Genomic DNA, 22,142 nt, shown 5'->3' on the forward strand with positions numbered 1-22,142 from the left:
GCCCCACGTAGACCTGAGTCGGTCGCGGTGACTGGGAGAACCAGATAACCGCGGCGGCATATTCTTCACTGTCCACGCCAAAATCATCGCCGATATCATCCGGTGCAGAGTACAGGCGAAGACGCTCAGAAATGGGAATGACTGTTGAATTACCCAGGATCAGCATCGAGCCAAAATTGCGGCCCTGTGCTGCCCTGGCGGAAAGCGTCACAGTCACGTTCGTGACGCGGTTTAACGGCAGGCCTTTCGCCATGATCAATCTCCGGTTGAAATTGTAACGTTGGGTTCAACGATAGATTTAATGTTGTAGGTGCGGATGGTTTTACGGGTCAGCGTGACGGTGAGATCGTAGCGCCTCACCCACTGCTTATTAATCAGTTCGGGCAGGTTATAAATGGTGCCGGCATCGCTGAGGGATAGTCCGACGCGGTTAAGCTCTGTGTTGTTTTGCTCAACAAAGAGACCAGCTCTGAAAGTCGTCGCCGTGCTGGCTCCCTGCGGACCGTAAAAGCATAAAATGACCGTCACGCTCTCCCATGCCCACTGCTCAGAAGTATTCTCATCCACCTGGATATTCGCCGACATGCCGGGGAGCGGTACGGTCGTGATGCCAAACGCACACCATGTGATCCCGTTTTTTGGTATCGGCGGTTGCGGATCCGTCCACCGGGGGAAAACCGCTTTGGCCGGTAACCCGGTTACGCCGCGAATCCACCGGCTGATTTCCCTTTCCAGCGCTTCATCGTAGGCAGGCCCACCAGCAGCAGAAGGCGTCAGGTATCCGCGCGTGGTGCTGTCGTTACTCATCCGGCGTCCCTCCGTCAAAGTCCACCAGCTCACAGTGTGCCTGGACGAATCCGGCACCGTAACGGGTGTACGGGTCGACGAACGTCACGCGATAGTCGCGCCCGGCATACGTCACGATATCCGCATCAAGTCGCGGTGAGCTGTCTGAGCCGGGCTGGCCCTGGGTTAATCTGAACTGCGTCACGATGAGGATTGCGCCGTTTGTGTTCTGACCGGCGGTCATGCGCTTTGCCTCGAGGGAGCGATCGACAGTCACCACCCCGGAAAACGGAATATCCTGCGGCACGTTGGTCGCGAAATTATCCTCATCCAGCGTCTGGGTCTGCCGGTGGCACACCAGCGATGTATCGCAAAAATCCGGGTCGAGAAGAACTTCCGTCACATCGAGAAACGGCATTATTTTTCCCTCACGACGTAGTTAATGGAGCGCAGGAGATAGCCATGTGCGTAAAGCGGCTTATCGCCGGGAAGCCCTTCCGCACGTCGCCGTTCGAGCGTTTTATCAGACAGAGGATGCAAGCGGTCGCCAGCACCTATCACGCCTTTAGCGGCGTCCCGTGCAATCTGGCCAGCGCTTTCAAGCTGAACTCTGGCCGCCGCTGTTTTCCCCTCCAGCGCAGCCGTTGCCGCCGCTTTCAGGCATGCAGTGGTACGCGGTTTCGAGTCCTCTATCCCCATTTCAAGAAACGGCCGTGGCGGAAGTGTGACGGTAACACCGTCGATTTCTACCGTGGCGCCCGTCGAATGGAGATAGCCAAGCTCAGCGTTACTTATTGTTGAGTCTCCCCGCGCCGCGTTATCTGCCGGAATACCCACCAGCACATCCATACCGGAAAGCTGTCGGAGAGATTCCAGAACAGAGGCGGCGTTATCCGCACGTATTGTCAGCCCGCTTTTCATTACGGGGTCCCCAACTGGATTGCTCCGGCGCCGAAAAGCATCAGGTATTCCCAATACTCGGCGCCGTAGCGGGTGTTATTCCAGAATCCGGCATCAGGATTAAGAGTGGTACTAGCGTCGTAGCTTACAGATACCTTATCCACTGATTTTGATGTCTGCACCCCGCTGTTCGCACCACCGGAAGAACCAGCCGCAGCACCACGCTGATCCGCTGCGTAAAGCGCCATGTAATGCGCCACGAACAACTCAACGACATAGGGGAAAACGTCCTCGCCGAATCTCGACTCGCTCATCAGCGCATCGGCCAGAGAAAGGCGAGCCCGAATCATCGGAGTGGGATATCGGTTTTCATCATCGAATTGCGGAAAGTCAGTGCGGAATTGTTCAGGCGTCGGCAGACTTTGATTTTTTGCCATTGGCTTTAGCCTCTGCGAGTTGCGTTTCAAGCTCTGCAATACGGGCTTCCTGTTCTTCCGCCAGCGTTTCAAGTTCTGCGCTACGCGGATCCACGTTCTGCACCGGTGCTTCACCATCAGGTGAACAGTGCGCCTTCACGAACCAGTGATCAGCCACATCGCTTTCGACGTCATGAAAACCTGGAGTAAACGTCCTGATGCTGGTGCCGTCGTTGAAGTTGAACTCGGTCAGTACATAGATTTTCTTCATTGGAATTCCTTAGAAAAAAGCCCCTGTGAAGGGGCTGTATCTGGATTAAATGCCATCCATGTAGTTCAGGGTTTCCGGGTAAACCGGCTCAACGGCACCCAGCTTGCCGTAGTAGGTCACAAGCTGATAAATGCCACGATACTGAATCGGCACACTCTGGAGGGGAACCATCGGGAAGCGCACAAATTTTTTGTCGTTTGTGTAGGCCACCATACGATCCGCATTTGCCACGCCACGACCAATAGCCCATTTAACCGGGCGAATGTTCAGTGGCTTGCCGTTCTGGTGGAAAGCGATCGTGTTAGTTTCGAGGTAAGTCAGCAGTGACTGGTTACCCGCAGAAGAAACGATGGTGCTCGCCAGGAAAGAATACTGTTCCGGTGGGATCAGCAAATCTTCCGGCACTTTTGAATACGCAGAGCGAACCCACGCATTACTCAGTACCTGGTTGATACTGGCACGGATTTCGTCAGGGGTGGACGTCGCCCAGGTCTTGGTTGCGTTAGTCGGTGTAACCTGTGACAGGTTCAGCAGACCTTTAGCACCTTTCACCGCATCCCCGATATACACCTGCTCGTCAGTATCCATATTCCACTTCAACTGCATGCCGTCGTATTTCTGGGTGTCGATAGGGCGTCCAACCTGTGCTGCTGCGGCCAGTTCAACAACCGTCCAGCCGAGTTCCATCCCCCACAACTCCAGAGGAAAGCCTGTTTTAGCAATATCCACATTCAGGCCGGCAATCGCGGTTGAAAGCTGGTTAATCCAGTTCTTGCCGTTTGCGTTCGGCGTGCCCGCTGCTGCAAACGTGGTGTTGGTGAAAGAACTCATCTCATCTGCGATAGAGACGTCTTCACGCAACTCGATATCGCGGCTCCACGTCTGCGATGTCAGCGGAAGGTTCAGCGTCTGGTCGAGTCGCTCCAGTTCATGAACAAGGAAAGCACCAGTGCTGTCGACTGTTGCCTGATCAAAGGTCATTGGCATTTTTGATGCTCCCTTTAAATGTTGTACGCCAGTTCAATATTCCCGTCAGCGTCGCCGGGGCCATTGAAGTAAGCATTGGTGATCTGTACGGTGTTTGTACCGTCGGCAGCAGCAACAAATGCGCCAAGCGGGCTGTTTGCTGACGGTGTACCAACGCGCATATAAACCGGCGCATTGAGGGCAACCGCTGAAGCGTTACCGCCAATATTGACCGTTACATAACCACGCTTCAGGTTGTCGCCTGAAAAATTGAAACCAGAGCCAATCTGGCGAACCTTGTCGGGTTGTGAAGACGTCGGGTATGGACGAACAAAAATGCCCGCCAGCACAGTAGCTGCGTCACCAGCCTCAACAGGGACAAACTTACCGCCAGCAATTTTCCCGCCAAGACCATACGCCGCAAATGGCTTTGTGGAATCGAGCGTGTGAGACTCAACAGTTAAATCATGCGGGCGTGAAATAGCTCCGGCGATGCCAGAAGGCATCCGTAAAAGAATGGTATTTGCCATGTTTAGCCTCGTTTCCAGAGTTCTTTCGCGGCCTTATTAATTTCCGCGATGGACTTAGTTGTAGCTGTGGTCATGGAGCGGAAACTGTCGGTAGTTTTCGCTTCTGTGTTGCGGGTTTTTGCCAGTTCAGAAACAGCGTTGAATGCCATATCGACCGTGGCTTTTTTCAGTTTTGTCACATCTGCATCGCCCACAACGGAACGAACCAGCGACTGATCAGCTGCGGCAAGGATCTGGCGTTTGAACGCTGTCGGTTTTGCTTTCGCCGGTAACTGAACGCCTGGCTGAATCAGATCTGCGCGATAAGCGGCGTCGCCAGTAACGGCACCCTCTTCTTCGTCCTTCTCGTCTTCATCTTCGTCTGCTGTTCCCGGACCAGCCGGAGTCAGTTTTGCAACAGCGTCAATCAGCGCTTTCCCCCACGCCGGGATATCTTCGTCCTCGTCGCCAGTAACGGGTAACGTCGGTGCTGGCATAGGGCTTTGCGGTGAAAGGTTAATTACCACGCCCCCCGGTGTCATGGATGACGTCACATCATCATCGCCAGTCATATTGTCCGGCGGGTTGTCGATCAGGTTCGCCATTTCGGCGGCGTCATTGGTTTTACGGGCCTTTAAAAGCCGGGTAAACCAGTTTTTAGTAGTGCTTGGCATAGCGTCTCCCAGTGCACAACGTGAACCAGCCCGCCCGTTAGGGACTAAGGCCAGATGATTACCGGTGATCGCATATTGCTCTGCGACACCCGGCGAGATTTGGCGGTAGTCAGCGTCATAGCCGCAACTTACCTCGTCGTCCCCGTCTTCCACCGCCTGAACAGCCTCCGGCGTTTTGACGATGACGTCAGCCAGCAGCAGATCGTGATTCTCTCCCTCTCCGCGTCTGACGTTCTGAATATGGCCGTTTGCCAGTCTGCGCCAGTTCTCCGGCGTGACAAAAATGATGTTGCCGTTGAAGTCTTTAGGGTGGCCGATGGTGACGGCCATGCCTTCAAAAGAAGCGATGGTGCGTTCGCTGAACACTTCCTCAGGCGTCCGGCGGACAACAATCAACCCGTCGCTGTCAGGGGTTAATTCCGGCAGTTCTTCCGCGCCATAAACCTGTTCACCGGTTCGCCCGATAGGAACGTCCTTGAACAGAACCGATCCATCGGCCAGCTGAAAACGGGTGTTTCCCAGGCGGGTTTTAAAGAAATATTTAATGGGGTTGTTTCTGCTTTGCGCATCCCCGGTTGAACTGTTCTTCAGTTTTCGCATTGCTACCGCAACTGCCAGCTGAAAACGTTCATCCGCAGGGGTAACCTTCCATCCGTTGTGAGGGTTGGCAGTAAACAAGTCCTTTTGCTCAGTCAGTTTGTCTGCTTCCGCACTTGAAATGCCGGTATACCGCAAATCTATCTCCCCTCGGGGGAAAGGCATCCCTCCCCCGCGCTTTAGTTGATTGCGTGCAATTTTGATGAAGATGTTTTCTACGTCTTTGGGAATTGGCCTCAGTCCATTAGCGCTAAAAACGTCACGCATCGACTTTCTGGCTTCTGCTACCGGAGAAACGGCTTTTAACGGCTTAGCCGCTTTCACTGCTTCTGCTGCGGCGATTGCAGCTTTTAGCTTTTCCTGAATTGTCAGTTCCCGTGGTGCAGTGGTTTCCTGCTGTTCTTTCGGCTCTCCGGCATGAGACTTCCTGATTTCATTTATCTTTTGCCCCGTAAACTTACCACCCATGCCACCTTTAACCGTTCCATCCTCTCCGATAAGTACCGGTGATCCTTTGTTCTTTTTTGCGCCTCCAGGGTGAACCGTTATCCACCTGTCGGCGTCAACAAAATTGATACGTATCATTTCCTTGCCTCTGGTATGTGCACTTCCGACCAGCATTTGCAGTTGGGTAAACATCCGGCGTGTCCGGTCATACCGTCCAGTGTCGGCGGGTTATCCCAGCGAACAAATTTATCTTTCATTCTTCGGTGAGAATCACGAGTACCAACACCCTCAATACGCCACCAGTAACCCTCAGAACCAACAGCCAGCGCCCGAGCTTGTGTTATGGCACCTGTAGCCCTTCCGATCTCAGTGCGGGCTATTAGCTGTGCCCTACTGGCGGCCACATCACCAGACGAAAGAATCTGCTCATAAAGCTGGTCTGGTCGCTCTCCGTTAATTGCCGCCTGAATTGCCCGCTGCTGTATCTCCATTACGCGATCAGCAGCTTCCAGAGGCAGTGATTTCATCAGCTGAATCTGGCGATAAACAATATCCTGAGCTACCTGCCCAACAGGAGTATTCCCGACAACTTCACGCAGTCCAGCCCCGATTTCCTCTGATACCGATCGCCACTGATTCCACTCTTCCTGCTCAACCTGGGCAAACATCCTCTGTCCGACCTGTTCCGCCCAGTTACTGATAAGCTCCGAATAGTCGATAAGCACCAGCCCTGTCTTATCAACGCTGGCCTGTGAACCATCGTAAGAGGCCGCCACGATTTCCCCGATCTGGTTTGCTATCGCCAACAGGCTTTTGCGGTACTGGATCTCCGAACGTCGGCGGAGGCTCGGTTTCAGATTCATCCTCCTCCCACTGGGCTTTCGCATTCTTGATATCCTCGTCAGAAACTGATGCGCCGATACCCGTCACATCCGCCAGCTCCCGAAAATCGGTAAGTGCTGCGGCAGGCGACATTCCCAAATCACGAACAGCGGTTGCCAGAGCGATAGTGGTATTGGTTGCCACAGTAGAACGGTCAACGTCGCTCATTTGCCAGAGCGGGTTGAATTCGAAGGAAAAATCATCTGGCAGAGGTTCCCCGAACTCCGAACGATGCAATACATCGAACAGCAGGCGAATATGGGGGCGTAAATCGCGCTCCTGCTGTGTGCCAACATCACCGTAATAGTTTGCCAGGTCAGCCTCACCGGTTGAAAAACCCTTCGGTGACTGGCGGAACATACGCACAAGGGGGATACCAACAGCACCGGCAATGTCTTCTTTGAACTCGCTCAGCAGATCTGACAAACCGGCAAACGAATAAGAGTGCGTCTCGAACTCATCTTCAGCATCGAAGAGTGACATGCCCTCATTCGTCTGAAACTGGCGCACCATATCCATTTGCTTGATCAGCGCCTCAAATGGCTTCCCGCCCATAGCGATGATCTCGCGAAGTTTTTTGATTTTTGCAGTGCGCAGATGTGCTTTGTAAGCAAGTTGTGCAGCGCCAACAGTGGTACTGTCATACGATGTCAGGCGGTCAAAGATGCGTTCAACGACAGACATTCCCCATTCGTTTTCGGTTACTCTCTGCTGATATGGCAACTTAACACCGTCCATGCGAATAAGGCGGCTGTGGTGCAGTGTCCAGGCTGGCAAACCCTGCGCCGTCGTCACGATGTCGTAGAATTCTGGTTTGCCGAGATTTGGACCGAGCGCTTTAATACGGCGTCCCAACTGCGGATTAATCATCCATCGGTCGAGAACAGCCAGCCCCTTAAAGCTGCCTTTTCCAACTTTGTCCAGTATGAGCGGGGTTAGTGGTGCCTGTCCTTCAATCAGGATTAACGCTCCGGCCCCACCATAAAGCCGGGACCATTTCAGCGCCTCGTTCAGAGCATCCCAGAGTTGTAGTTCTTCAAACTTCGATTCCAGAATGCCGCGACGCTTCGGGTCAATCTCACTGGTAATGCGCACGCCTTTTTTTGTCATATCATCAGCGATGGCATCAACGGCTACGCCAATGATCCACGACGAGCGATACGCCCATTCAATCAGCAGACGGTTCCTGCTGGTGTAATTGGCGCGGTATGTTGATGCTGCGTGCTGGTTAGGCTGCTGCAACCCCACACGAGCAACAAAGTTATCGTAAGAGTCAGTTGTTGCGATTTTCTGTTTTCTTACCATTACTGACTCCCGAGAATGCGCCAGACGTCCACAGATGTATCGGTAGGTGCGAACGACATAATGAAGGCGTCGGCAATGTTTGGTGATGGAACGTCGCGTTTGGCGAGGTCTTTCTTACTCTCCACCATGACGCGCCCGTTTTTATCAAAATCGCGGTGTGGCGTTGAAAGTTCGTATTTCAGCTTTTCCAGCAGCGGGCAATCGCTGTCGATGCTGATCATCTGGTCAACGTCGAACTTCTCGCCGTTCTTCACTGCGTTATAGGTATTACGAAACCGCTCTGCCACCAGCCACCAGGTCTGCGCTTTGAGATTTGCGAAGAAGTCCTTATTCAGGATGCCGGGCTGATACACTTCATCCGGTTCGTGTACGCCTTCGCCGGCATTAAATTTGGTGTATTGAACGGCGGTCGAACGCCAGGGATCAGCCGCTTTACGATCGGCGTTAATTTCCTCGAATTTCGAGCCACTACCAGCACCCACACCGATTGAGTCATAGACGATTTCAGCACCGCGTTCGAGAGCGGCGTTATAGGTACGGTTACAACTTTTCATCAGCTCGTCCTCTTTAGCCTTCCACTCATCAGCCCAGTAGACAATTGATCCATAGCGGTAGACATTGGCGCATTTATCCGCGCCGCTGTCGGCTACGTCGAAGCCAAGGCGCTTACGCCCGGACGGTTCGAAGCCAAGTTTTTTATGCGCATCAATCGCCGCTTCAACCCACGACAGTTTGATCACTGCGTTATCGTCATCGGTGCGTGGCACGCCGAGGTAAACATGTTCGAAAGTTTCCGGGTCGCGCGTTTTCGCCGCATTAATGACGTCTTTCATGGTGCTGCTAAGGAATGGGTTTTCTTCGTAGTTGATCTTCCGCACCAGCGTATTGGGTGGCGGATCAATAACGAAGTTGCGCCAGACGTAATCCGTTACCAGACGCGGGTTAAAGATAAACCAGCATTCGGATCCCTCTTTCCGAATAGTCGGCTCAAGAATTTCCCATTGCGCCTCTGTGATGGCGTGCGCCTCTTCATTCCAGAGCACGTCCACGCTTTCCAGCGACTTTATCTCTTCAATATGTCGCCACAGACCGTAAAAAATAAACTCGGCCCCGGTGTGACGGTTGATGATTTTGTTGTCGAGAATGCGGAAACGATGGCGCAGGCCAAATCGGTTAATCTGAATTTTCAGCAGAGCGTAAACCGATTCCTCGATTTTGTTCTGTATCTGACGTGTACAGAGAAAACGCAGCGGGTAATGGTCAGCAAGAAAAATAGCGAATCCGGCAGCGTCCCACGATTTTGACGATGACCGACCACCGTAAAGAACCTTATTCCTGGCTCTCGTCGTCCAGAACGGACGAAGCGCCGGATTCAGTGTCGGTTTCGATGTCTGCATAGAAGTCATTCAGTCCGCGAGGTGCATTGTTATTCGGATCGCCCGCCTCACGTTTAAGGCGGTCAGCTTCAAGCGTTACTTTTTCAGCGGTTGCCAGGCGATGCCCGATAGAGGCTTTGGTTAGCTCCAGCGATTCAATGCGCGCCGTGTTGCGGTGCATGGCTTTCTCGGCGGCGCTGATGTTATCCAGAAATTGCCGTCTCTCATCTTCGTCAGCAGCGTCGTCCATCATCGCGCACCAGCGTCCGATATTCTCAGCAGCCGTGAGGTTAGCAGCGCGCAGCCAGAATAATTCGTCATCAAGGCTAAGCGATTGCGCGTCTTCACTGGTTGCGTCTGACAGAAGCAAACGGCGACCGTAGCCCCCATGTTTGAGCGCGTGCTGATTGCCGGGAGCGAACGGATTGATCGGGGGCGCTGTGCGCGATCCGCGTATCGGTTTCGTTTCTGATGATTTTGCGACTTTGCCTGTTTCGCACTTTTCGCGAGACAACAGCGCAGGCTTAGAAGCGGCCTTCTTCTCTTTCTGCGAATTCGCAGTTTTATTCGCATTTTTTTTTTGCGAATTCGCACCACTATTCGCAATTTTGATATAGCGCTTTGCGCTGGCGTAATTCAGTCCCTGCGCTTCACACCAGTCTTTGGGGGAGATACCGGATTTAGCATGCTCGGCGAGGAACTGGTGTTGCAGTGCTCCCCAGTCCGGTTTTGCCATATCTGATCACCTTCCTGCTTGTCATTACCGAAGCCCCTAAGAGAAGAACTCTGTAATGCTATTGCCTGTCCTGCTCGATTTGACGGATGCCCGCCAGCTGGTTATTCGCTTTTTCGATGGCAGCCAGCAGTGGCTTGATCCAGAGAACGGCCTGGCAATACGTCAGCGTGTCGGTGGGAGCGGCGCTATCACTGGCTGCGTCAGCTCCACCGGAATAGGGGTGCATTGCGCTGGTACGTAAACTGTTCGCGTATTCGAGCAGCCCACCAGCGACATCAGCAGGAACAGGCAGATCACAGGTTTTTTCACGATTAAGGATCTCCCGGTACTCAATGATGGTTTTATCTGTACTGGCATCAATCAGCGAATTTAATCGGTTGGTGTTATCTGCCACCTGATTAAAGCGGCTGAAATTGAATGCCTGAGTGGCAATAACCTGACTTTGTAGATTGTTGTCATTACGCAGGACGTTATTATCGCTCTGTATTGTGGCAAGATCTGCGCGACTGTTTGCCAGCATAATGTACGGAGCAGCGATTATCACGACGACAACCACCAGCGCTATGGCCTTCCAGTACGCCTTTACGAATGCCATGAATGACGTTGTCATACCAGCAGCGCCGCCCGCGCTTTGTTGTAGCGGAGTCGACGATCATCGAGGCCATTAATACCGCCGTTGATAATTTTGGTCACAGCGCGAACATCAGCACCGTAAGCCATGCAGCCTCTGGAGGTGTAGAACCATGCTGCCGAACGTGCAGCATGCAGTTCCTGTTCGAGCAGTTCAGGCGTGGCAACCAGGTCGAGTTTGAGCGCAGCGCCACAGCTACGGTAGTTGTTCAGCCCGGTGACCTGAATCAACCCGCGACCGCGATATTTCCAGCCGTCACCATTAGCCTTGTTCCCGAGGTTTTTGTAACCCCAGTCCCCGCCATAAACCAGGTTGGCAATCGCATCCGGACGTGCGGGATGCTCTGTCGTTCTGCCCAGCGCATCAGCCTGTTGTTGAGTAATCCGCCTGGCACCGAATATTCCCACCAGTTTATCGGCGCGATAATTGAGATTTTCCGTGACAACAGTGAATCCGGCACTTTCGTGCCCGACCTGTGCGATAAACATCGCGATATCTGCCGGTGCTGTAATCCCGAACTCTCTCATTGCCGCATCGACTGGCTGAAACCAGCGCGCAGCTAACCCGGCGCTGATACCAGCCGCCTGCTGAAATTGTGATTGGTTCATTAGTGCCTCAGTGCAGCTATGATCCGCGCCACATTTCCCCGGTACCAGAGAACAACCGCGCAGATTAAGACGTTTCCGGTGACTACCAGCCAGTTCGAATCATGGTAGAGACCAAATACAAAACGAAACGGAATAGTGGCGTAAATCAGAACAAGAACATACGCCAGAACGGAAATTAACGGGCGATTACGTGCACCGTGCCGCTGGCGCTGATAAAGCATCAGTGCCAGAACAATCACCGCGCAGATAACAGCATTAAAAAGCGATGTCAGGTCACTTGTCACCATCTTTACCCCCTCCGCGCAATCGCGAAAGAACGTCCAACAGCGAGTCCAGCCCCTGCACATTGATAAAGGTCAGCGCCTTGATAGTGATCGCCGAAACAATCACAGCCCCCAGCGCATCTAACGGTTTGTCATTGTACCCTGTCCACGCTGCCAGCATTGAACCGAACAGATCAGCCCCCAGCACGCCGACGATGAAAGATGTCAGGAAACAAAAAATCAGCCTGAGCATGGTAACGTTGGCGGCAGTGGCGACATAAAACACTGCGCCAGCGAATGCACCAAACACCACGCCAAAATCAGTACTTGTCGCCAGGCCGTACATACTTGCACCAAGCAGCCCTCCGGCCGCAACGGCAGTACCGGAAACAGGATCGGACATTTAGCCCCCTCTTTTATTGCTGTAAATCCTCTCTGAACGAGGGGAATAAAAAAAGGCCACGCAAATGCGCAGCCTTTGAATGGTTGCCGCCCGGTGGCGGCATATCACCACATCTGATATCGTTAAATCGCCAGAAGTAACCACTCAGAAATGGAGGATTTTCATGTCTCAACCTAAACAGTCGCAGGGTGATAGCAAACCACAACAACCTGCGGAACAAAAACCAACACCGTCACAAGGTTCTGCTGACTTTACGACTAAACGCGTATTGGTTGGCGATTCTGCCGAACAATTCAGGAAAAGCAAAAAGTAATCGCTGAAGCAATCAATGCGATTACCGGGGCGAGGATTGTTACCATTCTCGCCCTGTCAAGACTCTTCCTAAGGGTTGTGTTTAATGTGCGTAGTTCATCTGCAGTATCCGTTAAGTTTTTAAGCCGATACCGGCGCAGAACTGGTAGAACCGCTTTAGGTCCGGTGTAACCATTATTCCGCAGATACTGATAATTCAAATCAGTGATATTTTTATATGTCTCTGTGTACAGACATTCCGGAGGCGAATGAATAAGAGCGCGCACCTTAGCGGAAAGCCCAGCGTGAACCAGATGAATCGCACACCACGTCCACAAAAAAATAAAAGCCGTAAGTCCCGCTGTTAAATAGTCCCAGCTTGTCTTCTGTGTCAGCAGCAGGAATGATGAACCAATCCCTACAATTTGAATATTGAGTAATTTATATCCATTCTCAATATTGATAGTGTTCGATTGATAGGTTTCCCTGATGGATGCCTCGCCCTGATTCTCAAGGAAATCGACGAGATCATCATCTGCATCCAGAAAAAAATCATCGGGTATATTTATCATTTTTTCACCTATCAAGGGCTCTGAAATGCATTCAATTTTACCTGAATGTCGCAATGACTAGTATTGCTGGCTCCAGAAACGACAAAACCCCGCCGTGGCAGGGTTCATAATCAGTTTCATATGGTTCCCACCGCTCCGCGCAAGGCATCTCTGCTGGTGGGTAAGCTCTTTCGCCTTTGACGTCCGAGCATATCTGAATTATGCAGTTTCAAAACTCGTTTTCAAGTCTTTTTCGCAAGTTTTTGCATTTTCGAAGCCTAATTCATCTTTTAACGTGAAGAAGACAGCAGAGTTGAACAACTCAATACACCAGCGCACACGGTCAATACACTGCTTTTCGGTCAGAAATGGCGCGTAGTAATATTGCATCCATCGGGCCATGCCATTAATTGTTTTCCGCCAGGTGTAATAATCCTTCCCTATCTCATACACGGGATTACCCGGCTTGAAGGACTTCAGGATGATAGACTCCATGAATGCAGCCTCCTCCTGATCCACGGCGTTGCCGATCAGGTCAGAAAGTGATTTCTTCGGCCAGATGATGGCTTTCGCCTGCTCAAACAACGCATCGCCGGTATAGCCAATTTTACGCAGACCAGACAATACGGTAGCGATCCGCTCCTGCTGTTCGCCTGTCCAGCCGGTCAATATCATTGACCACATACCACCGCCACCAGAAAGGTGCTCTGTTCCGCTGCCCCCATACATTCCGCCCCAGTGGTTCAGCAACGAACGAACCCAACGGCTTTGCGATGGTGTCAGTCGGCGGTATTTGCCCAGGTAAGATCTGCGCGGTACTGCTGCCAGCATCACCCAGGCGTTTTGCGGGTTGGTTCGCTCAACAGACGCTTTCTGATAATTGTTAATGTCGTTGCGTGTCATTATCCGTTCTCCCGAATGATGATCTGGCCTTTCTCGCCCCATAGCTTCGTGATGCGACAATCCCAGATGCCGGAATCATCATCGAATAGCGCATCCATCAACGCTTTGAGCATGTTGTCGCAGTCTGGTTTTGATTTGTGTGGCTTGCCGTCGAATTGCTCCCGTTTCTTCTTGCTCCAGCTTGGGGGCATTGGCATAACGAATGTGATATGCGCGCCAGACTCAGGAAGATTGATTTTGCGCAGGCGTGCTTCATCGCAGAATGCGCGGTAACGCATGACCGCTGGCCGTGTTTTCCATTTGTCAGCGCGGGTTTGTCGTGGCTTAGGTACTGGGGTGATGTCGTAAATTTTCATGCAGGCACCACCAGCCCAAGGCGGGCGATCTGGATAACGGTCAGAACGATAGCGCGGTCCATAAGTTGGCGACGTTCGTCGCGCGATAGCTTGCTCCCATTGTCGATGCTGTCGTGGCAGCAAACGCAGATCGCCGCCGTGGCGCAATCATCGGCTTTCAGGCCCATGCCTTTGCCTTCATTGCGATGGGCTACCTGCGTCCCCCATGAGCCGCATAACACGCACTGCTCGATCTGCCCGACAGCAGCGAGCCATTTTTTGCTGCGATAGGTTTTCTGACTGGGGTTATTTCGCATTGCTGTCCCCCCAACGCTTTGCCCACTCGATTTCAATGCGGGATTTATCGCTGAATTTCACACCCTGCTGAGTGCCGAACCAGTAGATAGCCTCAATGACTTCCACCATCTGGCGGACAGTCATTTTGCTGGTACGCTGACCGAACATCACAACTCCGCCATCGAGCCCGGGCGCCATTCGCTGCTCTTGCTTCTTCGATTTTGCTACCAGTGCGGTAATGAGGTCTTTCCAGTCGGCGGAATCGTATTTGTTACCGAACCAGATAACCTGGTCAGAAAGGTCTTTCAGAAGAGGCCATAATTTTGAATTTTGCTGGAGTGTACGCGTCATCTCCTTGATATCTAGAACCAGCGGTCTCTTCTGGTCTACCGGCAGTGAGCGGATATAGTTGATAGCATTCTGCTTAACGCTTTCGTTAACGAGGTGGAATTGCTGGCTCACGCTTCACCTCCTGAGAGGTAAAACGCAGAATGAAGAAAATCGCAGGTGCATTTCTGCATCTGTGGCAAGGTGAAGAGTTCAGATTGTGGTCGCATTTAAGTCCCCTTAAATGCGCAGAAGTCCGTCAGGGTTGTTCAGGCCGCTGACGGATCAATTATGGCTCAGTGATAGCCGATTATCAAATGTTGTGTGACGTTGATTTAGTAATATGCACCAACGGGCATCGTTATCATCTCCGACACAAAAATGCCGAACCGCTTAGCCGTACCCTGGATGATTTCACCGGGTGTGTTAGCGCCGCCACGGAAGGTTTCTTCCTGACCTGTCACCACGTCTTTGTAGGTCAGGGTGATGATGTAGCGGAAGGTTGGTGAATTGTGGCGATGAGTCGGGCTGGCTGGAACAGGTTTTGTTACTGGCTCGCCAACCTCCCGATCAAGAATATCCAGTACCCAGCGGCGGAATTCTTTGGCAACCGGAGTACGAGCGAACATGGCTATCAGGTGAGCGCCGCGAAGGGAGAAAATGCGCACTTTTTTGCGGTAATTCCCTGAGGTCGTTGATTCGACGACCTGAGACATTCCATCTGAAAACTCATCAGTGTTTTTGTTGTAGATATCGGTCACTGCTTTGGTGCTGGCGTATTTTAATGCCTGCGCGAGTTCTTTACTGGAAAGCCAGATCTGATTATTTCGATTTACAACGTTGAACCTTGTGTTATGGAATGCGAGTGCGGTTGCCATAGTGATTTCCTCTTAACTGAGTTAATCACCACCGTCAGATGCCAATCATTGGGTGGTGAACTGTGCAGGGTTGGCATAACCGGGTAAGAGGAACCGGCGCGGATTTCTCCGCCCCCACACAGCCCACCATAATGCGAATGTGGCCGTGCTTGCGACAATAAAAAAGACGCTGGCGCGTCTGGTGTCGCCTCTTAACATCCGGGATGCCAATCCCGGCAGTCGATTTTGCGGCTGCACCTGAAATATAGCCCCGGATATCAGGTTGTGTCAATCACTCCTGCTTCGGTGCTGCTGATAAATGCTCGACACCTTTATCCCAAATTGCTTTGATGGTCGTCCAACTAACAGGAACTGTAATTTCAATTTGACCGCTGCCATCGCATGTTTCGCATTCGTCATCACCAAAACACTCAGGGCAGCTTATAAATTTTGTTTCTGAAAACTCACCGACCAGCAAGCTCTTAGCTCCATTCTCAGAGGTTAGGCGCTTAGGCACCATCACCCAACCATCCGGAATCACCGGAGAGTTGCCAGTGTTCAACCTGACAACTTCCGCAAGACAGGCGTTCCACGTATCGCGAAACGTTGTTGCCACGAGCCAGTTTTTATAGCCATCCAGGCATGAAGCGAGGTTTTCAGGTGCGCGCGGTGGCAGTCTGGTACCCACAGGCTCCGCTTCGAGCGATGCCAGCGCGATACGCGCCAGATCAACCATGTGCCAGGGTGGAACTGTGATGAGCTTACCTCTGTCGAAGCCGTTGAGTTGCACCTGTTCTGCCGCGTGCAGATAGTGCTCAATCTCTGCTCTGGTAATAGTGGTCATAGTTTTATCTCCCGGCAGTTAAGGCTTGAGTTGCAAATAACCGCTGTTTTCTTCGCTCCACTGGTTACCGTTACCGTCCCGTTGTCACATTGAACGGTAGTGACGTTGTAGCTATCGGTGACTGCAACGCAGTGGGGGTTTTCGTCCGCCATTGCTGCCGGGATGACAAACATAGTGATGACTGTCGCTATTTTGGTAATAGTGCTCATGGGTTAGTCCTCAACTTGTCTTTACCTCGCGAACTATAAGACTCCAGGCATTGTCCGTATCCTGTCTGGTCATTTGTCTGCCCGTAACTAAAGCCATGCTGGAGACCATGACGAAACGCGCTATCCTGCAATTTGTCGGCAACTTCCAGCTTTGCTTCCAGTTCTGCTATGCGCTTCTCTGCGGCTTCCAGCTCATCCAGCAGCGTTATCACCAACCCCGGAACTACGGGAACCGCCAAATCGCCGTTTTTAATTCCCCTTTCCGCCGCTTCACGCAGTGCCTGTTTGTCGATGTTGCTCATTTGGTGGCCTCCCGGCATTCTGTGATAATCTCAAGACCAATTGTTTTTGCCAGCGCATGTTCAGCAACAGCGCCATCAGACTTTTCCCAGCCCCGCAACATGAAAACCGCATCAGAACAGCGGAGCATTGCGCAGCAGATATCCATGTACTCTGGCTTGCTCAAGCCATCGGGAAGCGTCGCGGGGTTTAACACCACATGGCCTTCCGAAGCCAGGCGCATAGCCTCAAAATGGAACGCAGGACGGTTATATTTCGGAATGCCGGTCATTGGCCCAGCAATGTAAATTTTCATCAAAATTCCCTCTTTTTGTTGGGTCTGGCATCATTCGCGCGGCGTTTCTGCTCAGCGGCAGCCTGGTCACAGTCGTAGATCGCACCGTTGCGCTGGTCGCAATACACAACGCCGGTCGGGCCGTGGCGGTTCAGGCGCAACAGCAATTCGGTAGCCGCCTGATCTGCGTTTTCGTCGTATGCACCTTCGCGGTAGATTCCGATCCAGTAATCACAATCCTGCTCAATCTGCCCGGTGTCGCGGGAATCACTCGGCATCGGGCGTTTGTTGGTGCGCTTCTCCAGATCTCGGTTCAGCTGGGTAAGCAGCACCACGATGCAGTTCAGTTCCTTCGCAAGGTTCTTCAGCCCCTTCGTGATAATCCCGTAGGCCAGGTCGTTACGGTCGGCCTTGTCGGCAGTCATTAGGGTCAGGTAATCCACCAGCACCATGCCGACAGCGCCGCGTTCGCGTTTAATGCGGCGTGACTCTGCGACGATGTGCGCCAGCGTGATCCTGGGCGTGTCGTCGACGTAAAGATTCCCGGTCTGGGCCAGACGTCCACCAGCAGCAAAAGCCATTGCCACTTGCGCGTCGTCGTACCGATCGCCATAAAACACGTCGGTATTAACGCGGCTGACCTGCCCGATCATGCGCTCCACAATCTGCTTATCCGGCATCTCAAGGCTGAACATCAGCGCGGGAAGCTGCTCAACCTCGGCACAGTTGACGGCCAGCTGGCTATACAGCGTGGTTTTACCCATCTTTGGACGTGCGCCGATCACCATCAAAGCGCCTTTAACCAGCCCTTTCGGTTGCAGCAGGTCATCCAGCGAGCCAATCCCCGTCGACAGTCCACGCGTTGCGTCTGAGTCGCTCCAGCGCGCTTCCACCTCGTCCACCCAGTCTCCCATCACTTCCGAAAACTCGCGGAGCCCTCGGCGGTTACCGGTTTTCGCGTAGTCAGCGATATCGGTGAACAGGGTCTGAATAGCGTCAAACTTCTGGCTGGTGGTCATCCCGTTGCGGGAATACAGCAGCTCGATGGCGCTGGTCAGCTTGTCTATGCCGTAGCGCTCCATGGCTTTCTCGCGCACCAGCATGGCGTAGTGAACGATGTTCGCCGCGCTGGGAGTGTTTTTGGATATCTCGGCCATGTAAGCGAATCCACCAGCCTGCTCGCCAAGCCCTTTCGACTCCAGCGACTCAATCAGGGTGATCAGGTCGATAGGCTTCTGATTGGCTACCAGCTCCCGCATCTCGGCGAAAATCACCTGGTGGGGGCGGATGTAGAACGATTCTGGTTTGAGCATCGACATGGCGGTCTGGCAGCGATCGCTACCGCTATCCAGCATCATGCCGCCCAGCACACTTTGTTCGGCTTCGATGTTCTGCGGGATCATGTTCATGTCTGTCATAGCGCCTTCTCCCTGGTTTTCAGCAGGGTGTCAGAGCGCAACAGATAATCGAAACTGGCGCGCCAGCCTCTGTCGTTCTCACCGAAATAAAACTTTGGTGCTCGTTCAGCGAAAGCGGCGAAGTAATTCTCCACAGCCTCGACGGTTGGCTCTTTCAGTTCGGTCAGCAGGCGTTTGATAGCACGGCGACGTTTGTCGTTTAGTGCCTCTGCCTGGGGAAGGCGGTCTCCCAGGGTGGTGTTGTATGCAGACAGTACCGCCTGGTAGTCGATCGGGTTTTTCTTTGAGACAGGTTTTTCTTCCTGCCCGACACACTCCCCCTCTGGGGTTGGGGGGTATTAGTATTTAATGTATTTATATGTCTTTGGTGTTCCCCTAAATTGAGGGATTCTTCTTCCCCTGATTTAGGGGATTTTCCCTCATTTTGAGGTATACCCTGATTTGAGGGATTTTCTGTATCGCAGCTTTCACCGACTGGTAGTAACCATTCGGCGGTGTTTTTATTCGGTCCAATGCTCCTTCCAACCTGGGTTAGCAGGTTCATTCCGACGAGCTGGACGCGCGCTTCACTCACGCGCTTTTCTGGCAGCCTTGCTATCTGAGCAATCTGAGAATTGGCAATCCTGTCCATGGGCTTATTCCACCCATAAGTCAGGCGCAGAACAGCAAGCAGGACTTTGAATTGTCGCTTCGTCAGGTCAGCGCCTGCGTATTCTTCCAGAAGCATGTTTGCCAAGCGCGTAAAACCATCATCAAGATCTGCCACCTGACGCTCCACGGCCGTAAGAGCCGGTCTGATTGGTATGACTGTTGCGAGATTACCCACGGCTTTTCTCCTTACGCTTCAACTCCTCCAGGATGGCGCGCATCTTCTCGGCCACTACCGGATTAATCGAACGCACGAAGCGGTCGCGGGTATTGTTTTTATGTACAGCGGTCTGGTAATAGCGATTGTTTTTTGCCATTATTCCTCCTGCAATTACTCTGGTTTTTGCACTAGAAGGCCGCATGTGTTCGTGCACTGCGGCTTTCGCCTTTTCAGAACAGGCCCGGCTGGGCGTTCCGTTTAACTTTTCGCTTCTCAAAGCGGTCAGCGGGTAACTGCTGCTTCTCTGCCCACAGTTTTGCGTGGCGTAACACATCATCAAAAATCCTCCCCTTGCGACTTGCCTGAGACATCCGCTTGTACATATCGACAGCCTGAAATGCCCCCCCCTGAGCCACTGCAACTGTGAACCCCTGTTTGATGAGAGACTCGCGTACGTGCTTCTCGATGAAGCTTTCCCAGCTCATAGCGCCTCCAAATACGGGCAAAATTCGCCGTATTCATTTTTTATAAACTCTGCTGCAACTTTTGCTGCTTCTGATTTATCCTCGAAATATCCGAGGCTGATGAGCTTCCCATCCTTAAATCCACTTGCTTGCCATTTGCCATATGGCTTATTCCAATAAACCCCTCTTGCTCCTCTTTTATTTTTCTGGTCACGCCTGTTTCTTGAGTTCTCAATCCGTGTAGCAACCCAAAGGTTTGAGATTCTGTTATCGGTTCTGTCACCGTTGATATGGTCAATGAACAAGTCGCCGACCTCGCCGTTTACTGCAATCCACGCCAAACGGTGTGCTCCGAAAGCTTTCCCCTCAATGCGAATTTTTATATACCCCGTTAACTCAAGGCATCCGGCCAACTGGCCGACCTTAATTCTTCCGTTCGAACTAACCTTCCAACGAAACTCTCCTGTTTCAGGATCGTATTGGAGATATTCGAGTACTTTCTGCTGGCTGATGTGGTTCATGGCTTAATCCCACCCCAGCGGCCCCGGCCTTGCCCGTTCGGCTTTCAGCCCGATATCAGCGAGTGTTTCGACTGAGGCCAGATATTCACGCGACACTAGCACCGCTTCCGGTGGCGCGGCCTGAATACCCAGGAAGGCCAGCTCTTTCGCCATGGTGCTGAAATGCCCTTCGGCTTTACGCCTGCTGGCTGTCGACTCGCTGATGCCCATATGCTCGGCGTAAGACTTCTGGCCCACTAATGCAAGCCGGTTGAGCAGGACGCTTTCTATCTCAACCGGATTGATAACTGGCGGGTCTAACTTTCGTGCGATTGCGTTCTCCATTGGTGATAATCCCCTTGTAAAAACATATGCCACTGATTAATCGGCATAGATTTCTGGGTAAAGAACCTCTCTTGGAAGCCCGGTTGCCGCTTCATACTGGGAGCGTTTTGCTATTGGCAGTCTTCCGCCACGCTTTTTCAGCATGTTGATGGCCTGAGGTGTTACTCCAACCTTTTCAGCCAGTGTCTTCTGAGAGCCACCAACGGCATTGATAGCGAGGTCTAAAGGCGTTACGGCATTACTTTTTTTGTTGATCATGGTTTACTCCATTCATATGTAATCAACGATATGTTAACCATTGATATTGATTAAGTCAACATTATGGTGATTGAAAAAATACACATGCTGTTTATCATGCAGGAAGCGGAGGGTTTTATGAGTAGTATTTCGGAAAGAATTAAATTTTTACTGGCAAGGGAAGGGTTGAAGCAGCGGGATTTGGCCGAGGCTTTATCGACCAGCCCTCAGACCGTCCACAACTGGATAAAAAGAGATGCGTTAAGTCGCGAAGCTGCTCAACAAATATCTGAAAAGTTAGGCTATTCTCTTGACTGGTTATTAAATGGATCTGGTTCTCCAAAGAAGGAGCTGGAAAGCAGCATCCCGCCAGAATCAGAGTGGGAGACAGTAGAAGTATGGGACAGCAAAACCCCCATCAGGAACGATGAGGTAGAGGTCCCATTCCTGAAAGATATTGAGTTTGCCTGTGGTGACGGAAGCATTGGCGACGAAGACTACAATGGGTTCAAGTTGAGATTCTCCAAAGCTACATTACGTCGAATAGGGGCAAGTACTGACGGTCATGGAATTCTTTGCTTCCCTGCTCGTGGAAACAGCATGGAACCAAATATTCCTGACGGAACAACTGTGGCGGTCAATACCGAGGACAAGAAGATTGTTGATGGCAAGATATACGCCATCAATGAAGATGGCTGGAAGCGCGTCAAGATGCTTCATCGGATTGGTCCTGATGCTGTCAGCATTCGTAGCTACAACGCGGAAGAATATCCACCAGAAGATAAGCATCTAAATAGTATAGAAATAATTGGACGCGTGTTCTGGTGGTCAGTACTGGACTACTAACTCGTGGCCTGACAGCGGGTGTAAAAAAGTGCTATAACCCGGCCTTCGCGTCGGGTTTTTACTGCCCTACTCTTTCGGTAACGACAGCACATCAATAGCCAGCTCTACAGCTAAGTCCGCACTATCCTCCTGCCATAGCACCTGAATCATCTCAATGATCGATTCTCGTGATATCTCTTGCTCCTCAACAAGCAACTGCATGACAGCAGACCCGATAACTGACACCACTTCCGGATGCAGTTCTGCAAAAAATCTATCTTCGTTCGACATATCCAATCCCTGATTGATGTTTTTTACAGCATATCACTTATACCAGCAAAAAATAAATCAGCATTAAAATCAACAATAAACAATTTAATCAACAAAATAAATAAACGCAATGTTGACAATAACATACACACAGTGTTTAATAAGTTCGTCGAAACGAAACATCGACAGCTGGCGGCCATCCACCGCCAGAGATTAAGCGCAGAAGTCTTGTTTTACGTTCAGCAGCCCAGCTTACGGGCAGGAGATAAAAATGAATATGGCAGATTTGAAAAAGATTCTCGAAGAACACAAAGTCT

Annotated in this window: 36 protein-coding genes and 1 pseudogene; 2 read left to right on the forward strand and 35 right to left on the reverse strand. The window is 51.8% G+C overall.

Going from position 1 to position 22,142, the window contains the following annotated elements; genetic code table 11:
* The 17 genes from GTGU_RS07180 to GTGU_RS07260 all read right to left on the reverse strand — a co-directional run.
* Positions 1–253, reverse strand: a 253-nt coding sequence (locus GTGU_RS07180) for a DUF3383 family protein (RefSeq protein ID WP_038155323.1), incomplete at its 3' end; no start/stop codon positions are given.
* A 2-nt stretch (positions 254–255) separates the two neighbouring features.
* Positions 256–807 (reverse strand): phage neck terminator protein, encoded by a 552-nt coding sequence (locus tag GTGU_RS07185; protein WP_038155326.1) that lies wholly within the window; start codon positions 805–807, stop codon positions 256–258.
* Positions 800–1,204: a hypothetical protein gene (locus tag GTGU_RS07190; RefSeq protein ID WP_038155329.1), complete on the reverse strand. Its 405-nt coding sequence runs from the start codon at positions 1,202–1,204 to the stop codon at positions 800–802. Before GTGU_RS07190 ends, GTGU_RS07185 begins: the two co-directional genes overlap by 8 nt.
* Positions 1,204–1,707 (reverse strand): hypothetical protein, encoded by a 504-nt coding sequence (locus tag GTGU_RS07195; RefSeq protein WP_038155331.1) that lies wholly within the window; start codon positions 1,705–1,707, stop codon positions 1,204–1,206. The genes GTGU_RS07190 and GTGU_RS07195 overlap by 1 nt, the downstream gene beginning before the upstream one ends.
* The gene (locus tag GTGU_RS07200) at positions 1,707–2,123 is read right to left on the reverse strand and encodes a DUF4054 domain-containing protein (protein ID WP_038155333.1); all 417 of its coding nucleotides are present in this window, start codon (positions 2,121–2,123) and stop codon (positions 1,707–1,709) included. Before GTGU_RS07200 ends, GTGU_RS07195 begins: the two co-directional genes overlap by 1 nt.
* A complete protein-coding gene (locus GTGU_RS07205) occupies positions 2,092–2,373 on the reverse strand; it encodes an STY1053 family phage-associated protein (RefSeq protein ID WP_038155335.1) in 282 nt (93 codons plus the stop codon). The genes GTGU_RS07200 and GTGU_RS07205 overlap by 32 nt, the downstream gene beginning before the upstream one ends.
* 45 nt (positions 2,374–2,418) lie before the next feature.
* Entirely contained in the window at positions 2,419–3,360 is a 942-nt protein-coding gene (locus GTGU_RS07210; RefSeq protein WP_038155337.1) for a DUF2184 domain-containing protein, read from the reverse strand.
* Positions 3,361–3,374: 14 nt separating this feature from the next.
* Complete coding sequence (locus tag GTGU_RS07215; protein ID WP_038155339.1) at positions 3,375–3,869, reverse strand: structural cement protein Gp24; 495 nt, start codon at positions 3,867–3,869, stop codon at positions 3,375–3,377.
* Between the two features lie 2 nt (positions 3,870–3,871).
* Positions 3,872–5,068 carry a DUF2213 domain-containing protein gene (locus tag GTGU_RS07220; protein WP_038155391.1) on the reverse strand — a complete coding sequence of 399 codons (1,197 nt, stop codon included), beginning with the start codon at positions 5,066–5,068 and terminating at the stop codon, positions 3,872–3,874.
* 632 nt (positions 5,069–5,700) lie between these two features.
* Complete coding sequence (locus GTGU_RS07225; RefSeq protein ID WP_038155393.1) at positions 5,701–6,234, reverse strand: phage minor head protein; 534 nt, start codon at positions 6,232–6,234, stop codon at positions 5,701–5,703.
* A 70-nt stretch (positions 6,235–6,304) separates the two neighbouring features.
* Positions 6,305–7,753, reverse strand: a complete 1,449-nt coding sequence (locus GTGU_RS07230; protein ID WP_038155341.1) for a DUF1073 domain-containing protein — start codon at positions 7,751–7,753, stop codon at positions 6,305–6,307.
* On the reverse strand, positions 7,753–9,159 hold the full coding sequence (locus tag GTGU_RS07235) for a PBSX family phage terminase large subunit (RefSeq protein WP_038155343.1): 1,407 nt from the start codon (positions 9,157–9,159) through the stop codon (positions 7,753–7,755). Before GTGU_RS07235 ends, GTGU_RS07230 begins: the two co-directional genes overlap by 1 nt.
* On the reverse strand, positions 9,083–9,865 hold the full coding sequence (locus GTGU_RS07240) for a hypothetical protein (RefSeq protein WP_038155346.1): 783 nt from the start codon (positions 9,863–9,865) through the stop codon (positions 9,083–9,085). Before GTGU_RS07240 ends, GTGU_RS07235 begins: the two co-directional genes overlap by 77 nt.
* Before the next feature lie 58 nt (positions 9,866–9,923).
* Positions 9,924–10,475, reverse strand: coding sequence for a hypothetical protein (locus tag GTGU_RS07245; protein ID WP_084222757.1), 552 nt, complete (start codon positions 10,473–10,475; stop codon positions 9,924–9,926).
* Entirely contained in the window at positions 10,472–11,104 is a 633-nt protein-coding gene (locus GTGU_RS07250) for a glycoside hydrolase family 19 protein (protein ID WP_038155349.1), read from the reverse strand. The genes GTGU_RS07245 and GTGU_RS07250 overlap by 4 nt, the downstream gene beginning before the upstream one ends.
* Positions 11,104–11,391 carry a phage holin family protein gene (locus GTGU_RS07255; protein WP_038155352.1) on the reverse strand — a complete coding sequence of 96 codons (288 nt, stop codon included), beginning with the start codon at positions 11,389–11,391 and terminating at the stop codon, positions 11,104–11,106. The genes GTGU_RS07250 and GTGU_RS07255 overlap by 1 nt, the downstream gene beginning before the upstream one ends.
* The gene (locus tag GTGU_RS07260) at positions 11,378–11,770 is read right to left on the reverse strand and encodes a phage holin family protein (protein ID WP_038155355.1); all 393 of its coding nucleotides are present in this window, start codon (positions 11,768–11,770) and stop codon (positions 11,378–11,380) included. Before GTGU_RS07260 ends, GTGU_RS07255 begins: the two co-directional genes overlap by 14 nt.
* A 163-nt stretch (positions 11,771–11,933) precedes the next feature.
* Here GTGU_RS07260 and GTGU_RS26055 point away from each other — a divergent pair, with 163 nt between their 5' ends.
* The gene (locus tag GTGU_RS26055; RefSeq protein ID WP_169741170.1) at positions 11,934–12,083 is read left to right on the forward strand and encodes a hypothetical protein; all 150 of its coding nucleotides are present in this window, start codon (positions 11,934–11,936) and stop codon (positions 12,081–12,083) included.
* Here GTGU_RS26055 and GTGU_RS07265 read toward each other — a convergent pair.
* From GTGU_RS07265 to GTGU_RS07340, 17 genes and pseudogenes are all read right to left on the reverse strand, one after another.
* On the reverse strand, positions 12,064–12,633 hold the full coding sequence (locus GTGU_RS07265; RefSeq protein WP_038155357.1) for a hypothetical protein: 570 nt from the start codon (positions 12,631–12,633) through the stop codon (positions 12,064–12,066). The two genes, GTGU_RS26055 and GTGU_RS07265, sit on opposite strands and share 20 nt — an antisense overlap.
* A 198-nt stretch (positions 12,634–12,831) precedes the next feature.
* Complete coding sequence (locus GTGU_RS07270) at positions 12,832–13,515, reverse strand: hypothetical protein (RefSeq protein ID WP_084222758.1); 684 nt, start codon at positions 13,513–13,515, stop codon at positions 12,832–12,834.
* Positions 13,515–13,871 carry a RusA family crossover junction endodeoxyribonuclease gene (locus GTGU_RS07275; protein WP_038155359.1) on the reverse strand — a complete coding sequence of 119 codons (357 nt, stop codon included), beginning with the start codon at positions 13,869–13,871 and terminating at the stop codon, positions 13,515–13,517. The genes GTGU_RS07270 and GTGU_RS07275 overlap by 1 nt, the downstream gene beginning before the upstream one ends.
* Positions 13,868–14,167, reverse strand: a complete 300-nt coding sequence (locus GTGU_RS07280) for a DUF1364 family protein (protein WP_001245609.1) — start codon at positions 14,165–14,167, stop codon at positions 13,868–13,870. The genes GTGU_RS07275 and GTGU_RS07280 overlap by 4 nt, the downstream gene beginning before the upstream one ends.
* Entirely contained in the window at positions 14,157–14,609 is a 453-nt protein-coding gene (locus GTGU_RS07285) for a recombination protein NinB (protein ID WP_038155364.1), read from the reverse strand. The genes GTGU_RS07280 and GTGU_RS07285 overlap by 11 nt, the downstream gene beginning before the upstream one ends.
* Before the next feature lie 200 nt (positions 14,610–14,809).
* Positions 14,810–15,352, reverse strand: coding sequence for a BRO-N domain-containing protein (locus tag GTGU_RS26550; protein WP_245609594.1), 543 nt, complete (start codon positions 15,350–15,352; stop codon positions 14,810–14,812).
* A 271-nt stretch (positions 15,353–15,623) separates the two neighbouring features.
* A complete protein-coding gene (locus GTGU_RS24425; RefSeq protein WP_038155367.1) occupies positions 15,624–16,175 on the reverse strand; it encodes a hypothetical protein in 552 nt (183 codons plus the stop codon).
* On the reverse strand, positions 16,172–16,384 hold the full coding sequence (locus GTGU_RS07300; RefSeq protein ID WP_038155369.1) for a hypothetical protein: 213 nt from the start codon (positions 16,382–16,384) through the stop codon (positions 16,172–16,174). The genes GTGU_RS24425 and GTGU_RS07300 overlap by 4 nt, the downstream gene beginning before the upstream one ends.
* Complete coding sequence (locus tag GTGU_RS07305) at positions 16,381–16,686, reverse strand: ead/Ea22-like family protein (protein ID WP_038155372.1); 306 nt, start codon at positions 16,684–16,686, stop codon at positions 16,381–16,383. Before GTGU_RS07305 ends, GTGU_RS07300 begins: the two co-directional genes overlap by 4 nt.
* A complete protein-coding gene (locus GTGU_RS07310; RefSeq protein ID WP_038155374.1) occupies positions 16,683–16,979 on the reverse strand; it encodes a DUF4406 domain-containing protein in 297 nt (98 codons plus the stop codon). The genes GTGU_RS07305 and GTGU_RS07310 overlap by 4 nt, the downstream gene beginning before the upstream one ends.
* Entirely contained in the window at positions 16,979–18,376 is a 1,398-nt protein-coding gene (locus GTGU_RS07315) for a DnaB-like helicase C-terminal domain-containing protein (protein WP_038155376.1), read from the reverse strand. The genes GTGU_RS07310 and GTGU_RS07315 overlap by 1 nt, the downstream gene beginning before the upstream one ends.
* Positions 18,373–19,202: pseudogene (locus GTGU_RS26995) on the reverse strand (replication protein). Before GTGU_RS26995 ends, GTGU_RS07315 begins: the two are co-directional and overlap by 4 nt.
* Positions 19,195–19,341, reverse strand: coding sequence for a hypothetical protein (locus GTGU_RS26065; RefSeq protein WP_169741171.1), 147 nt, complete (start codon positions 19,339–19,341; stop codon positions 19,195–19,197). Before GTGU_RS26065 ends, GTGU_RS26995 begins: the two are co-directional and overlap by 8 nt.
* A gap of 73 nt (positions 19,342–19,414) precedes the next feature.
* A complete protein-coding gene (locus GTGU_RS07325) occupies positions 19,415–19,669 on the reverse strand; it encodes a hypothetical protein (RefSeq protein WP_038155380.1) in 255 nt (84 codons plus the stop codon).
* Complete coding sequence (locus GTGU_RS07330; protein ID WP_038155382.1) at positions 19,666–20,169, reverse strand: HNH endonuclease signature motif containing protein; 504 nt, start codon at positions 20,167–20,169, stop codon at positions 19,666–19,668. Before GTGU_RS07330 ends, GTGU_RS07325 begins: the two co-directional genes overlap by 4 nt.
* Positions 20,170–20,172: 3 nt before the next feature.
* Positions 20,173–20,493 carry a CII family transcriptional regulator gene (locus tag GTGU_RS07335; RefSeq protein WP_038155385.1) on the reverse strand — a complete coding sequence of 107 codons (321 nt, stop codon included), beginning with the start codon at positions 20,491–20,493 and terminating at the stop codon, positions 20,173–20,175.
* A gap of 36 nt (positions 20,494–20,529) precedes the next feature.
* Positions 20,530–20,751, reverse strand: a complete 222-nt coding sequence (locus tag GTGU_RS07340; protein WP_038155387.1) for a helix-turn-helix domain-containing protein — start codon at positions 20,749–20,751, stop codon at positions 20,530–20,532.
* Positions 20,752–20,868: 117 nt separating this feature from the next.
* On the opposite strand from GTGU_RS07340, the gene GTGU_RS07345 reads away from it, so the two are divergent.
* Complete coding sequence (locus GTGU_RS07345) at positions 20,869–21,576, forward strand: XRE family transcriptional regulator (RefSeq protein ID WP_038155405.1); 708 nt, start codon at positions 20,869–20,871, stop codon at positions 21,574–21,576.
* A gap of 66 nt (positions 21,577–21,642) precedes the next feature.
* Here the strand turns inward: GTGU_RS07345 and GTGU_RS07350 are convergent, their stop codons facing one another.
* Positions 21,643–21,846 carry a hypothetical protein gene (locus GTGU_RS07350; protein WP_038155389.1) on the reverse strand — a complete coding sequence of 68 codons (204 nt, stop codon included), beginning with the start codon at positions 21,844–21,846 and terminating at the stop codon, positions 21,643–21,645.
* Between the last annotated feature and the right edge of the window lie 296 nt (positions 21,847–22,142).

It is taken from the genome of Trabulsiella guamensis ATCC 49490 (genome assembly GCF_000734965.1).
Taxonomy (GTDB): domain Bacteria; phylum Pseudomonadota; class Gammaproteobacteria; order Enterobacterales; family Enterobacteriaceae; genus Trabulsiella; species Trabulsiella guamensis.

Coding starts and splice junctions, on each gene's coding strand:
- GTGU_RS07230 (WP_038155341.1), bottom strand. CDS start 7,753: ATGGTAAGAAAACAGAAAATCGCAACAACTGACTCTTACGATAACTTT.
- GTGU_RS07315 (WP_038155376.1), bottom strand. CDS start 18,376: ATGACAGACATGAACATGATCCCGCAGAACATCGAAGCCGAACAAAGT.
- GTGU_RS07190 (WP_038155329.1), bottom strand. CDS start 1,204: ATGCCGTTTCTCGATGTGACGGAAGTTCTTCTCGACCCGGATTTTTGC.
- GTGU_RS07330 (WP_038155382.1), bottom strand. CDS start 20,169: ATGAACCACATCAGCCAGCAGAAAGTACTCGAATATCTCCAATACGAT.
- GTGU_RS07195 (WP_038155331.1), bottom strand. CDS start 1,707: ATGAAAAGCGGGCTGACAATACGTGCGGATAACGCCGCCTCTGTTCTG.
- GTGU_RS26065 (WP_169741171.1), bottom strand. CDS start 19,341: ATGGCAAAAAACAATCGCTATTACCAGACCGCTGTACATAAAAACAAT.
- GTGU_RS07280 (WP_001245609.1), bottom strand. CDS start 14,167: ATGCGAAATAACCCCAGTCAGAAAACCTATCGCAGCAAAAAATGGCTC.
- GTGU_RS07210 (WP_038155337.1), bottom strand. CDS start 3,360: ATGCCAATGACCTTTGATCAGGCAACAGTCGACAGCACTGGTGCTTTC.
- GTGU_RS24425 (WP_038155367.1), bottom strand. CDS start 16,175: ATGACCACTATTACCAGAGCAGAGATTGAGCACTATCTGCACGCGGCA.
- GTGU_RS07240 (WP_038155346.1), bottom strand. CDS start 9,865: ATGGCAAAACCGGACTGGGGAGCACTGCAACACCAGTTCCTCGCCGAG.
- GTGU_RS26055 (WP_169741170.1), top strand. CDS start 11,934: ATGTCTCAACCTAAACAGTCGCAGGGTGATAGCAAACCACAACAACCT.
- GTGU_RS07235 (WP_038155343.1), bottom strand. CDS start 9,159: ATGACTTCTATGCAGACATCGAAACCGACACTGAATCCGGCGCTTCGT.
- GTGU_RS07340 (WP_038155387.1), bottom strand. CDS start 20,751: ATGATCAACAAAAAAAGTAATGCCGTAACGCCTTTAGACCTCGCTATC.
- GTGU_RS07185 (WP_038155326.1), bottom strand. CDS start 807: ATGAGTAACGACAGCACCACGCGCGGATACCTGACGCCTTCTGCTGCT.
- GTGU_RS07270 (WP_084222758.1), bottom strand. CDS start 13,515: ATGACACGCAACGACATTAACAATTATCAGAAAGCGTCTGTTGAGCGA.
- GTGU_RS07255 (WP_038155352.1), bottom strand. CDS start 11,391: ATGGTGACAAGTGACCTGACATCGCTTTTTAATGCTGTTATCTGCGCG.
- GTGU_RS26550 (WP_245609594.1), bottom strand. CDS start 15,352: ATGGCAACCGCACTCGCATTCCATAACACAAGGTTCAACGTTGTAAAT.
- GTGU_RS07310 (WP_038155374.1), bottom strand. CDS start 16,979: ATGAAAATTTACATTGCTGGGCCAATGACCGGCATTCCGAAATATAAC.
- GTGU_RS07250 (WP_038155349.1), bottom strand. CDS start 11,104: ATGAACCAATCACAATTTCAGCAGGCGGCTGGTATCAGCGCCGGGTTA.
- GTGU_RS07245 (WP_084222757.1), bottom strand. CDS start 10,475: ATGACAACGTCATTCATGGCATTCGTAAAGGCGTACTGGAAGGCCATA.
- GTGU_RS07300 (WP_038155369.1), bottom strand. CDS start 16,384: ATGAGCACTATTACCAAAATAGCGACAGTCATCACTATGTTTGTCATC.
- GTGU_RS07205 (WP_038155335.1), bottom strand. CDS start 2,373: ATGAAGAAAATCTATGTACTGACCGAGTTCAACTTCAACGACGGCACC.
- GTGU_RS07345 (WP_038155405.1), top strand. CDS start 20,869: ATGAGTAGTATTTCGGAAAGAATTAAATTTTTACTGGCAAGGGAAGGG.
- GTGU_RS07325 (WP_038155380.1), bottom strand. CDS start 19,669: ATGAGCTGGGAAAGCTTCATCGAGAAGCACGTACGCGAGTCTCTCATC.
- GTGU_RS07335 (WP_038155385.1), bottom strand. CDS start 20,493: ATGGAGAACGCAATCGCACGAAAGTTAGACCCGCCAGTTATCAATCCG.
- GTGU_RS07350 (WP_038155389.1), bottom strand. CDS start 21,846: ATGTCGAACGAAGATAGATTTTTTGCAGAACTGCATCCGGAAGTGGTG.
- GTGU_RS07215 (WP_038155339.1), bottom strand. CDS start 3,869: ATGGCAAATACCATTCTTTTACGGATGCCTTCTGGCATCGCCGGAGCT.
- GTGU_RS07265 (WP_038155357.1), bottom strand. CDS start 12,633: ATGATAAATATACCCGATGATTTTTTTCTGGATGCAGATGATGATCTC.
- GTGU_RS07275 (WP_038155359.1), bottom strand. CDS start 13,871: ATGAAAATTTACGACATCACCCCAGTACCTAAGCCACGACAAACCCGC.
- GTGU_RS07225 (WP_038155393.1), bottom strand. CDS start 6,234: ATGTTTGCCCAGGTTGAGCAGGAAGAGTGGAATCAGTGGCGATCGGTA.
- GTGU_RS07200 (WP_038155333.1), bottom strand. CDS start 2,123: ATGGCAAAAAATCAAAGTCTGCCGACGCCTGAACAATTCCGCACTGAC.
- GTGU_RS07260 (WP_038155355.1), bottom strand. CDS start 11,770: ATGTCCGATCCTGTTTCCGGTACTGCCGTTGCGGCCGGAGGGCTGCTT.
- GTGU_RS07305 (WP_038155372.1), bottom strand. CDS start 16,686: ATGAGCAACATCGACAAACAGGCACTGCGTGAAGCGGCGGAAAGGGGA.